Below are 11,333 nucleotides of genomic sequence, written 5' to 3'. Positions count from 1 at the left end.
GTTTTCTTAGTATCTGAGCAGTTTTACCTGCTTCTCAAATGTGCTTGACGACAACCGTAAAAAATAAACTCCGGGAGTTGTGCCCGAAAATTCAAATATAACAACGTCGTTGATGTCGTAGCTATTGTATTCTTTTTGGGCAATCATCTTCCCATTGGCATCGAACATCTGCACAGAGAGGCTATTGATAGCCAGTTCATTATTGATTTTTATACTCAGCCTGTTCTCCGTAAACGGATTGGGGTATACCTTCACCTTGTCGTTGATCACATCATCCACTGAAAGGATTTTTCCGCCCGTTGCTTTGACGAAATCAGGTATACCGTAGCCAAACAAGGTATCAGGATTGGTTGACCTGTTGGCTGAGTTCAGAATATCGTTAAAGAGCTCTTCCCTTGTTTTTTCCGGCTCTGCCTGTATCAATCCGGCCACAAAACCGGCGACCATAGGAGCCGAATAGCTGGTGCCATTCGCAGTGATCAGCGAGCCGCTCTCTGCCCCCACTGTAGCGAAAACCCCCAGCGCCACAACATCCGGCTTGATGCGACCGTCGGCCGTGGGGCCGATAGAACTGAAACTCGCCAGCTTGCCGCTGTTGTCAACTGCCCCAACCGACAATACCTTGGGACTGTCGGCTGGCGCTGTGGCCTTTTTCCAGCTATTACTTCCTTCGTTGCCTACGCTGGCCACTACAAAAATGCCCTTGTCGGCAGCGAGGTTGGCAGCTTGAGTGATGATAGCCGTTTTGCCATCCATTTGTGCCTTTGTGTAGTTCATTTGCGAATCGCTGAACACATTATAGCCCACCGAAGTATGAATGATGTCAGCGCCGAGGCTATCGGCCTTTTCAGCGCCAAAAAGCCAGTTGTATTCCTCGATCCGATACTCGCTTTTCACATCTTCCGTCACGAAAAGGGCAAAATCTGCTGCGGGAGCTGTGCCCAAAATCAGTGTGGTGTCCTTGCCTTCTATCTGGACCATTTTAGCCCCAATGGTAGAAAATACCCTGGTGCCATGATCATCAAATGTGTATACCTGTTGCCCGTTCGTGACGAAGTCGTATGTCTGTATTATTCGGTTACTGCTGCGAACGTCCTCAAAAAACGGAACGGCATCAACGCCTCCAAAACCTCCGTCAAATATGGCAATCAGCACGCCCTGCCCGTAGAATCCCTGCCTGTGCATGTGTTGAATCGAAAGAAGACTGTTTTGAAATTCCGTGGTGGCGAGTACCCTGCCTGTAGCGCTTTTGCTTTTGAACCGGCCGTTTGCGGTTTCCTCTTTCGTCAAACGAGCACCTGGTGCCACCAGCTCAACCCGTGAAACGAAGGGCAACGCATCTACCGTAAGCACCTTGTTGACGTTGCATTGGATCAACGCCAGGTTCATCCATTTGGAGGTATGGTACACTTCAACGCCGGTTGCGGCCAGTTGATCGAGGTAAGTCTGGCTAACCGGCAAGTCGCTTTCGCCAACCTCAACCCCTTCCTTTTCCCTTCTCAGAATCGCTTTCTCTGAAAGAAAATCTTCCGGCCGGTCCACCGTGTATTCACTACCTGCTTTGTCTGTAAATTGAACAACATACCGGTTGACCTGAGCTTTCAGCGAAAGCCCGGACAGTAGTAAAATCAAAATAGTCAGAGCTCCTCTACTCTTTACCATGTGCAACAAGTTCCATATATAATTTCCGGCCAGAATCTATGATCTTCTGACCAAAGCACTCCTCTGTACTGCAGTAATTTAGCTGAATAAATTCTTTTTTCACCAATCCAATCTCCTTGGCAAAGTACTCTCTTCTCACATCCTGGAAGACAATAGTGTCCAGCACTTCTCGCTGAAGGATTGTGAGCGTGTTTTCGAATGTGGTGTCTCCCACCTCAAGGGCCGCCCCAAGCCCACTCACCTGATAGGACTCTTCTCCCCTGTTGTTCAATGCATTACCATTCCACTCTTTGCCTTCAGCCAATGGAAAAGTCAGCTTGATAAAGGGTACATTATTTTCAATACGAACCGCCTGAGTAGGAGAAAGTCTTGCCGTCCAGACAGAGTCGAGTTGCCAGTCAACTTCGGCTGTTTCCCGGCTAAACCGCTCCAGCCTGTAGCTCAGGCTGCCTGATAAATCGGTGAAAGTGTCCGCTACCACTTCCCTGAGAAAGTAGTGGGAAGGCATGGAGTCGAGCAGGTTGTAGGTAGTAAGTTCGACCTCATATTCCCAGAAAAGGCCCTTTTCCATTGGGAAAAAGTCGGCACCCAGCCTGGAAGTGTCTGGCACAATGGTTTCCTCCTGACAGCTCATTGAAGCGATCAGGAGAACCCATAGTGTCGGTATTTTAAACAGCCTTGGCATGTTGTCTGAAACTTGACTGAATCCAGCCACCACCTATTACGTCGTCGCCTTCGTAGAAAACCGCCGCCTGCCCTGGGGCAATAGCGTTGACTCCGTTGCCGAAGAACACCTTCATGGTGTCGCCTACCTGCTCAATGACGGCTGGTGCACCGTCGTCATTGTAACGCACTTTGGTAATAGTATCCAAACGCTGGCCGGTAAGGTCAGTGTATTTCATCATGTTGAGGCCTTTCACGTACATGCCGTCTCTGGACAGTTCGTCAAAGGTGCCCAGCACGACTCTGTTCTTCTCTTTTTGAATTTCGGTCACATAAACCGGATACCCCAAAGTAATACCCAGGCCTTTCCTCTGACCGATGGTGTAGAAAGGATAGCCCTTGTGCTTACCCAGCACCGTGCCGTCTTCCAGCACAAACTCACCACCGTCGACTTGCTCCTCAAGGCCTTCCACCCTCCTTTTTAGGAAGCCACGGTAGTCATTGTCGGGGATAAAGCAGATTTCGTATGACTCAGATTTGTTCACAAGGTCTATAAAACCTCTTTCACTGGCCATTTCCCTTATTTCAGGCTTGCGCAGGTGCCCAAGTGGAAACATCGTGCGGCTCAGGCTCTCCTGTCCCACTCCCCACAAAGCATATGACTGGTCTTTGTTTTCGTCCTTTCCTTTGGAAATAATATAACGATCATTCTCCTGCCTCACCTTTGCGTAGTGGCCGGTGGCGATAAACTGGCAATCCAGCTTGTCGGCTCGTCTCAGCAGCGCCTCCCATTTGATGTGCGTGTTGCACAATACGCATGGATTGGGTGTGCGACCTGCCAGGTATTCGGTGGTGAAATTGTCGATCACATAGTCGCCAAACTCACTGCGGATGTCCAGGATGTAGTGAGGGAAACCCAGGTTGACGGCAATATTACGTGCGTCGTTGATGGAATCGAGGCTGCAACAGCCTGTCTCCTTTTTGGAGCTGCCTGCGGACGCATAGTCCCAGGTTTTCATTGTCATTCCGATGACTTCATAGCCTTGCTCATGAAGCATCACGGCTGCCAGGGAGCTGTCAATACCACCGCTCATGGCCACCAGTACTCTTCCGTGTTTACTCATTAAGTGTGTCTTTCGCCAGGTTCAAAGCCTGACTTTTACATCGATTAAGTCTCTGAGGACGTCCCTCAAAAAGACGAAGCGAACGGAAATGGTTCGCTTGTGGCACAAAATTACGATAAGTTTTTGGGAAAAACTTTATGTTCTTCGCTCTGCATCATTTTTAATAAATTAGTTACTTCACATTTCTCACTTCACCATGCAGATTTTCTGAAACAGCAGCTAATATGGATCCCAAGTTGTTAGGCACAAAATATGATAAAATTGCCCAATGGTGGCATGAAGGGCACCTTACCTCGCACTATGGTGTGGAACAAATCAAGAGGGCCATCAGCTATTGCCAAAACAAAGGAAGTGCTCTCGACGTGGGCTGCGGCAGTGGCGGAAGAATAACGAAAGAATTGATTGCCAGCGGATTCAGTATAACCGGGCTAGACGTGTCGACCCGAATGATTGAAATTGCCAGGGCCAATCACCCGGAGGTTAATTTTATTAACGATGACATTTGCAAGTGGCAGTCGCCCTCCAAATTCGACTTTATTGTTGCCTGGGACAGCATATTTCACCTGCCGTTCAAATCACAGGCGCTCGTAATCTCCAAACTTTGCGGGATGTTGAACCACGATGGTATACTTATCTATTCATTTGGTAACGACTATGGCGAGCACGAAAACCAATGGAGAAACGACACTTTCTACTACAGCACAATAGGTATCACTGAAAACTTAAGAGTGATCGCCGAAAGCGGTTGCCTATGTATGCATCTGGAGTTGGATCAACATCCCCAGAAGCATGTTTACTTGATTGCCCAAAGAACATTAAACCACTCATAATGAACCCCTTAAAGGACATCATCACCCAAATTGAACTCCATTCCGTTGAAGGCATCAAAAAGTGCTTTCAAGAAGGAGTCAACCCAAATGACCTTTTCCAGGATGAATCGCTTATCTACGAGCTCACCAGTGAGTATACCAGAAGTCCCCGGTTCAAAGCTTGCGTAAAGGCTTTTGTTGATGCGGGGCTGGAGTTTGAAGACAAGGTCTTGTTGGCCGTGCTCTTAGATGATGTAGAGGCACTTGCCAACCAGTTAAAGACCAATCCTGCATTGATTTCCCAGCAGTATAGTTTGAGATGCGCCTATACGCCCCTTTTTGAAGTAACCCTTCTTCATATCTGCGCAGAGTTCAATCATGTGGCATGTGCAACAGTGTTGATTGAGAATGGAGCTGATATCAACGCAAAAGCCGGAGTGGATACGCACGGTTTTGGCGGGCAGACTCCCATATTCCACACAGTGAATCAAAACAATAATCAGTCAGTTGATATGCTCAACTTTTGCCTGGATAATGGCGCTGACCTGCAAATTACTGTGTCTGGCATTATTTGGGGGAGAGGTTACCCCTGGGAAACCCTCATTCCCTCTGTCAATCCGATCAGCTACGCTATGATGGGCCTCCTTCCTCAAATGCACAGAAACGAGGCCACTACTGCGGCCATTGTGACCAGGCTACTCCAAAAGGCTCACGGCATCGACTATAAACCTTTGAATGTGCCCAACGCCTACTTGAGGGGAAGTTGAATGAATGTTCTTTGTGATGAATGTCGCCAGCGATACAAATCACTTTCTTCTTTCACCTTCAAATTGGCTGACTGCTTATTATAGGCTAGTTTGACTTCGTAAACAAAATACGGATCGCTCAAAACACGGGCACTTCCTTGAGTACCTACCAATGGCGAAATATTTTCTATCGATAGTTTTCATTTGCCTCGCCTCACTAAGCTGGGCCCAAGGTTGCAGCGATGCAGGCTTCTGTACCATGGGAGCCATGAGACCAGATCAGGGCTACAATAGAAGGATTCAGATAAAGCTCAGATCTGTCGAGCTAACCCACTACGTTGGTTTCACCAAATTTGGCGATGTGATCTACAACTACGTTCCGGAGGTCAATATCGGAATGAATGGCAGAACTACCCTTCAAATGAAACTACCTTACGTGCGGGTCGACGGCGCCCTTGCCACCACTGCCGGCCTTGGGGACTTAAGCCTGAGTTTAACCAGAAATATTGTTGAGAAGGAAGGCTATCAGGTAAATGCCACCATCGGCACAAAGCTTCCCACTGGTAACTCAAATATAAAAACAGCGGAAGGACTATCGCTCCCGATGTACAACCAAACCGGACTCGGCAGCTACGATGCTATCGCTGGTATTTCCTTTATCAACTCAAAATGGTTGATAGCCACCGGCATCCAAAAGCCGTTTGGAGAAAACAGCAATGAGTTTCTGTGGAGCGATTGGGATGGAAGCCCGCTTGAAAGCAAAGCCAACGAATACACACAAGCCAGAGCCCTGGTGAGAGGGACAGATGTCATGTTTAGGGTAGAGCGCAATTTCCGGTTCACCAATTTCAATTTCAGCACAGGCTTGTTACCTATTTACAGGCTCACAGCCGATGTCATCAGATTACCAAAGCTCGACTCAGAAGGAAACTTCATCAAATACTACGATCATATAGTGACTGAATCGACAGGTCTGGCCCTGACTCTGATAATCAGCGGAGGATACGAATTCAACAGCAGGCTGGGTATAAAAGTGATCAACGGCTTCAGGTTGAAACAAAGATTCAAAAACGCCGATGGATTGTCGAGGGAGCTTGTCAATAATATTTCCCTGGTCTACAAATTTTGATTGAACGTCGTCTACTATCTGGCAAACAAGCCCTTACCAGTCACGGAAACGGCTTTCAATGCACTCCAATCTATCTCAAGAACCCGTGTTACTCTCATTTTTCTTTTAGAAGATCAAGTCAAAAGCGTTACATTTGAACTTTGGTCAATCCGATAATACGGATATTTTTTTCATATTAGTTCACCGAAGCGATTCGTAGAAATAACCATTTATTCTATGAAGTACAAACTTTTATTTTTTTCCTTACTTATCACCCGCTTAAGTTGGTCACAGGGCTGTAGCGACGCTGGCTTTTGTACCATGGGTGCTATGAAACCTGATCAAGGCTACAATAGCCGTATTCAGGTTAAACTGCGGTCGATAGAGTTCACCCACTATGTCGGTCTGACAAGGTTCAAAGACGTGGTCTACAACTATGTGGCCGATGTGAATGTAGGTCTCAACAGCAAAACTACTGTTCAATTGAAAGTGCCTTATGTTTTCGTCGACGGTGCGCTGGCCAATACCAACGGAATTGGCGATTTGAGTGTCAGCTTAACCCGGAACATCGTCAACAGGGAAGCGTTTCAGGTAAACGCAACAGTGGGCTCCAAAATCCCCACGGGGGATGCCAATATTAAAAATGCCGAGGGGCAATCGTTGCCTATGTATAACCAAACAGGACTTGGTACCTACGACGCTGTGGCTGGTATTTCCTTCATTACATCCAAATGGCTGCTGGCAACTGGTATTCAACGGCCTTTTGGTGATATCAATAGCACCTTTCTCTGGAGCGATTGGATTGGTGATCCGCTGGAAAAAAAAGCACTGGAATACACGCAAGCCAGGTCTTTAGTGAGAGGAACGGATATCATGTTCAGGGTGGAGCGCAACTTCAGGTTTACAAATTTCAACTTCAGCACAGGGCTTTTGCCAATTTACAGGATCAATAAAGACGTAATTAACATACCAGTGCTGGAAGGTGATCAGGTGGTTGGCTACAAAGACAAAATCATTGATGGTTCGGAGGGTCTTGCGCTAACGCTGCTGATCAGCGGAGGCTATCAATTCAACACAAGACTTGGCCTCAAAGTAATCAATGGTTTCCGGCTGGTGAAACGACCTACTAACCCTGACGGGCTGTCGAGAGAGTTTGTCAACAATGTTTCATTCATTTATAAATTCTAAATGAAACAAATCAACCTATTTTTCTGGCTTTTTCTGTCTATCTCCATTACTAGCCAGGCACAGGAGTCTTTGCTGGAGCAAGCAGAAAACGAGCAAATCAAGGCTAACTACGCTGAGGCCTACGATCATTTCGAAGAAGCCTCCGCCAGTTTTCTCAAAGCCAACCAAAAAGAACAGGCTGCACTTTGCCAGCTTCGCATGGCGGAATGCCAACTGGCCATGGGCGAGCCACAGTGGGCTCAGGCCATTGTTCAGAGCGACGAGTTGGCGGAGATTATTAAGGGGTCTGGCGACCTCAGCGCCATCTCCCTGAATATCCTCGGCGATATTTACCTCAGATCAGGAAGAAACGACCTTGCGCTGGAAGAGCTTCTTAAGGCGGAAAAGTTACTGCCTGCCAATAGCCTTGAGCAAGCAAAATGCTACAACGACCTGGGTGTGGTGTACTGGAACAACGGCAACCGGGAACTGGCCCTGCAATACCACGAAAAGGCACTAAGCATTCGTCAATCGGCGGGCGCAGGCAAGGCTGTGTTGCTTGCAGATTCCTACAACAACATCGGGCTTATTTATTTGCAAGACCTGCCCTCCTTCGCTGTCGACTATTTTAACAAGGCACTGGCCATTTACAAAGACAATCTAGGTGACAACCACCCCAAAGTAGCCAGCGGATACAGTAACCTGGCTTTCGCCACTGCTAACCAGGGAAGCTACGACAAGGCCATAGCTTACCTCGATCAGGTAATGACTATTTGGAATGCCACCTACTCTGGTGACCACCCCAATAAGGCCTTTACCACCAGCAACAAAGGCCGTGTGACTGAGATGAAGGGAGCACTTGAAGAGGCACTGGCATTCCAGGGAGCAGCGCTGCAGATGTACCAACATCTCTATGGGGAGAAACATCCGGAAATAGCTAACACCTATTTTCTTATCGGCTCAATTTACCAAAAGCAGAATAAGTTTGAGTTGGCTGTGGAAAGCTTTCAAAAGTCCATTTATGCGAATCTCTACTCCCAGGATTATCAGACCATTTACGACCTGCCTGAGCTGAGAGACTACTATAACGCCGACATCCTTCTTTCGTCACTGCAGTCAAAGGCCAAGAATATGGAGGCGCTCCATTTCGAAAAAACGCTGAAGCTCCGGGACATTGACGGAGCCCTTGCTGCCTACGTTGCCTGTGATGAATTGATCACCGGCATTCGACAGATTCGGTTAAACGAGGCTGACAAGCTCCGCCTTGGTGCGGTTGCCTATGAAGTGTATGAAAATGGCATTAGTACTGCGCTCTACCTGAGCGAAAGAACATTTAAGAAACAATACTACCAAAAGCTTGCCTTCAATTTCTGCGAAAGAAGCAAGTCGGCGGTACTTCTCGACGCCATCAACGATGCCAAAGCGAAGCACTTCGCTGGCATCCCTGACGAGGAGCTAGCGCTGGAAGACAGCCTGAAGGATCAAATTATTTTTATTGAACAAAAGCTTGCAGGAGGCTCTATTTCCGCTGAAAAAGAAGAAGAGCTGGAGGCAGAACTATTCACCTTTGAGTCCGCCCTGAGAAGCTTTATTGAAAAGCTGGAAGATCAGTACCCGGAATACTTCAAGCTCAAATACAGCAATACCCTGGCATCAGTTGAAACACTACAACCACTTTTGAGTGAGAATCAAGGTATCCTCTCCTATTTCATAGGCGAAGAGAATGTGTATGTCTTTCTGGTAACTAGCAACCGGCTTAATGCCACCACAATCAAGAAAGACCCTGATTTCGCCAGGAACATTATTGGCCTGAGGAACGCCATTAAGTACAGGCAGCAGGAGGTGTTCCAAAAGGCATCTGAAGCGCTGTACGAACAACTTATACCCAAACTGTCGGCCTCCATCAGCTCGCTTGTTGTACTTCCCGATGGCCCGATTAGCGCTGTACCTTTCGAGTCGCTGGTGACAGGTCGAAGCAAAGACGGCAGCATCAACTACCTCATAAGTGAAAAAGTCATTTCGTATGACTACTCAGCTACACTCCTTGCGGAACGAATCGCCAGTAAGTCATCCAGCACCGGGAATGGTATTTTACTATCAGCACCGCTTTCCTTCGAAAAGAACGAAGTGGTCATGCAGACGCTGCCAGACACGGAAAAAGAAGTGAAGGAGATCAAGTTTCTATTTACCGGATCCGATCAGAAGGCAAACCTTATGTTGAGTGCTTCCGCTTCGGAGAGCTTCATTAAGTCGGATGAACTGGGGCAGTACAAGTTTTTGCACTTCGCCACCCATGGCATGGTGAATGAAGCAAAGCCGGAGCTTTCCAGGATATTTCTTTCGCCAGGAAACAATGAAGACGGCAGCCTGTACTCCGGAGAGATTTACAGCCTCGGTATCAATGCCGATTTGGTCAACCTGTCTGCTTGCGAAACGGGTCTTGGCAAGGTTACCCGTGGTGAAGGCATTATTGGCTTGAGCAGAGCACTGATGTACGCCGGAGCCAAAAACCTGATCGTTTCCCTGTGGCAGGTGGCCGATGCATCAACCGCATCCCTGATGATCGAGTTTTATAAGCAACACCTTTATCATTCTGACAATAACCTGTTTGCCGACGACCTTCGAAAGGCAAAATTAAGCCTGCTCAACTCTGAAAATTACAAGGATCCGTACTACTGGGCTCCTTTTATTTTGGTAGGTTTGTGACGATTATAGCTGTTACTTTGTTCCAATTGGTAGTGAATTGCTAATTTTGTGATAGCAGAGAATCAATACTATCCGGCGCCATGAAATCGCTCGAAGACATCAAACTTACTCTTGGGAAAAATAAGCAATACTTGTTCAACAAGTACCCCATTCAATCGATGGCGGTCTTTGGTTCTTATTCAAGAAATGAACAGGTAGCTGACAGTGACCTTGATGTATTAGTCGAATTCAACGATAAAATTGGCATAAGATTTATTGACCTGGCCAATGAAATAGAGGAATTGATAGGCTTTACAGTTGATGTGGTGTCAAGAAACGGAATAAAAGAAAAGTACTTCGAAAAAATCAAACCTGAGTTGATCTATGTCTAGCCGTGATCTTCTCTTTCTCCTGGAAGATATTCTGGAATCGGCTTTAAAAATCAAAAAGTATACCGAGGGCTTGTCATATGAAACCTTCATTAATGTTGACAAAACAATAGACGCTGTGACTCGTAATTTCGAGATCATCGGCGAGGCGTCGAGTCGAATTGACAAAGACTTTAAGATAAACAACCCACATATCGAATGGGATAGGTTAAGAGGCTTCCGCAATCGTATTGTTCATGAATACTTGGGGTAGACTATGAAATTGTTTGGTCGATCATTGAGCAACATCTACAGGTGCTAATCGATAGCATAGAGGGTCTTATTAACGAAACCAGAAACGACACGAAGTAAAAAAGGAAGCATCTTAATGGCATTAAAAGCAATAGTAAAAGTAGGAAGTGTTACCAATCTGAGTGATGCAAGGTATTGTGCTGGCATGGGTGTGGATATGCTCGGCTTTGATATCAACCCGGCAAGCCCAGAATACGTCAATCCGCTAAAGTTTCAGGAAATAACCGGTTGGGTGGCTGGCGTAAAGCTGGTGGGTGAAGCGCATGGGCTTTCAGAAGAAAACATCAGGGCACAACTGGTTCAATATGAGCTCGATTGTCTGGAAATAAGTGATTTACCCCTGTTGGAATCACTGAAGCACACAGACTTAACTTTTATCATAAAGGCCACCACAGAAGCAAGCCTTAATACGGCCATGACTTTGGCCAAAAACACCCCGGCAGTAGCGTATATTTTTGCTGAGCTTAATAACCAATTAAGCGTCAAGCAAGTCGTTAGTGCAAATTCAGAGGTACCTTTGCTGGTAGGCTACGACGTCAGCCCCGAACAGGTAGAAAGACTTTTAGCTTCAGATAACGTGAACGGATTTGCACTAAAAGGAAGCCAGGAAGTTAAGCCGGGCTTCAAGGACTATGACGAGCTGGCTGACATGCTGGAAGCCCTCGAAGCAGACGACTGACAAGACCGGG

The 11,333-nt window shown here is 46.9% G+C and carries 11 protein-coding genes; 8 read left to right on the top strand and 3 right to left on the bottom strand.

Translation table 11 applies throughout. The features are described 5' to 3' along the window. Positions 1 to 6 precede the first annotated feature (6 nt). From GC130_RS01670 to mnmA, 3 genes are read right to left on the bottom strand one after another with little or no spacing between them, the layout of a single operon-like run. Positions 7 to 1,662, bottom strand: a complete 1,656-nt coding sequence (locus tag GC130_RS01670) for a S8 family serine peptidase (protein ID WP_151996518.1) — start codon at positions 1,660 to 1,662, stop codon at positions 7 to 9. Continuing rightward, positions 1,649 to 2,347, bottom strand: coding sequence for a hypothetical protein (locus GC130_RS01665; RefSeq protein ID WP_151996517.1), 699 nt, complete (start codon positions 2,345 to 2,347; stop codon positions 1,649 to 1,651). The genes GC130_RS01670 and GC130_RS01665 overlap by 14 nt, the downstream gene beginning before the upstream one ends. Beyond that, a complete protein-coding gene (mnmA, locus tag GC130_RS01660; protein WP_151996516.1) occupies positions 2,331 to 3,449 on the bottom strand; it encodes a tRNA 2-thiouridine(34) synthase MnmA in 1,119 nt (372 codons plus the stop codon). The genes GC130_RS01665 and mnmA overlap by 17 nt, the downstream gene beginning before the upstream one ends. Before the next feature lie 224 nt (positions 3,450 to 3,673). Here mnmA and GC130_RS01655 point away from each other — a divergent pair, with 224 nt between their 5' ends. From GC130_RS01655 to GC130_RS01620, 8 genes are all read left to right on the top strand, one after another. Next, positions 3,674 to 4,279 carry a trans-aconitate 2-methyltransferase gene (locus GC130_RS01655; RefSeq protein WP_151996515.1) on the top strand — a complete coding sequence of 202 codons (606 nt, stop codon included), beginning with the start codon at positions 3,674 to 3,676 and terminating at the stop codon, positions 4,277 to 4,279. Then, on the top strand, positions 4,279 to 5,025 hold the full coding sequence (locus tag GC130_RS01650) for an ankyrin repeat domain-containing protein (protein WP_151996514.1): 747 nt from the start codon (positions 4,279 to 4,281) through the stop codon (positions 5,023 to 5,025). Before GC130_RS01655 ends, GC130_RS01650 begins: the two co-directional genes overlap by 1 nt. 151 nt (positions 5,026 to 5,176) lie before the next feature. Beyond that, on the top strand, positions 5,177 to 6,133 hold the full coding sequence (locus GC130_RS01645; RefSeq protein WP_151996513.1) for a hypothetical protein: 957 nt from the start codon (positions 5,177 to 5,179) through the stop codon (positions 6,131 to 6,133). A gap of 309 nt (positions 6,134 to 6,442) precedes the next feature. Then, positions 6,443 to 7,300: a hypothetical protein gene (locus GC130_RS01640; protein ID WP_193217728.1), complete on the top strand. Its 858-nt coding sequence runs from the start codon at positions 6,443 to 6,445 to the stop codon at positions 7,298 to 7,300. Further along, the gene (locus GC130_RS01635; protein WP_151996511.1) at positions 7,301 to 9,985 is read left to right on the top strand and encodes a CHAT domain-containing tetratricopeptide repeat protein; all 2,685 of its coding nucleotides are present in this window, start codon (positions 7,301 to 7,303) and stop codon (positions 9,983 to 9,985) included. 80 nt (positions 9,986 to 10,065) lie between these two features. Continuing rightward, positions 10,066 to 10,356, top strand: a complete 291-nt coding sequence (locus GC130_RS01630; RefSeq protein WP_151996510.1) for a nucleotidyltransferase family protein — start codon at positions 10,066 to 10,068, stop codon at positions 10,354 to 10,356. Then, the gene (locus GC130_RS01625; protein WP_201568474.1) at positions 10,349 to 10,606 is read left to right on the top strand and encodes a DUF86 domain-containing protein; all 258 of its coding nucleotides are present in this window, start codon (positions 10,349 to 10,351) and stop codon (positions 10,604 to 10,606) included. Before GC130_RS01630 ends, GC130_RS01625 begins: the two co-directional genes overlap by 8 nt. A 114-nt stretch (positions 10,607 to 10,720) precedes the next feature. Beyond that, positions 10,721 to 11,323, top strand: coding sequence for an N-(5'-phosphoribosyl)anthranilate isomerase (locus GC130_RS01620; RefSeq protein WP_151996509.1), 603 nt, complete (start codon positions 10,721 to 10,723; stop codon positions 11,321 to 11,323). Positions 11,324 to 11,333 lie beyond the last annotated feature (10 nt).

This window comes from Imperialibacter sp. EC-SDR9, assembly GCF_902498805.1.
In the GTDB taxonomy this organism is placed as follows: domain Bacteria; phylum Bacteroidota; class Bacteroidia; order Cytophagales; family Cyclobacteriaceae; genus Imperialibacter.
This window is presented reverse-complemented; position numbering and strand designations above follow the sequence as displayed.

Coding starts and splice junctions, on each gene's coding strand:
- mnmA (WP_151996516.1), bottom strand. CDS start 3,449: ATGAGTAAACACGGAAGAGTACTGGTGGCCATGAGCGGTGGTATTGAC.
- GC130_RS01640 (WP_193217728.1), top strand. CDS start 6,443: ATGAAACCTGATCAAGGCTACAATAGCCGTATTCAGGTTAAACTGCGG.
- GC130_RS01625 (WP_201568474.1), top strand. CDS start 10,349: ATGTCTAGCCGTGATCTTCTCTTTCTCCTGGAAGATATTCTGGAATCG.
- GC130_RS01670 (WP_151996518.1), bottom strand. CDS start 1,662: ATGGTAAAGAGTAGAGGAGCTCTGACTATTTTGATTTTACTACTGTCC.
- GC130_RS01665 (WP_151996517.1), bottom strand. CDS start 2,347: ATGCCAAGGCTGTTTAAAATACCGACACTATGGGTTCTCCTGATCGCT.
- GC130_RS01645 (WP_151996513.1), top strand. CDS start 5,177: ATGGCGAAATATTTTCTATCGATAGTTTTCATTTGCCTCGCCTCACTA.
- GC130_RS01650 (WP_151996514.1), top strand. CDS start 4,279: ATGAACCCCTTAAAGGACATCATCACCCAAATTGAACTCCATTCCGTT.
- GC130_RS01655 (WP_151996515.1), top strand. CDS start 3,674: ATGGATCCCAAGTTGTTAGGCACAAAATATGATAAAATTGCCCAATGG.
- GC130_RS01635 (WP_151996511.1), top strand. CDS start 7,301: ATGAAACAAATCAACCTATTTTTCTGGCTTTTTCTGTCTATCTCCATT.
- GC130_RS01620 (WP_151996509.1), top strand. CDS start 10,721: ATGGCATTAAAAGCAATAGTAAAAGTAGGAAGTGTTACCAATCTGAGT.
- GC130_RS01630 (WP_151996510.1), top strand. CDS start 10,066: ATGAAATCGCTCGAAGACATCAAACTTACTCTTGGGAAAAATAAGCAA.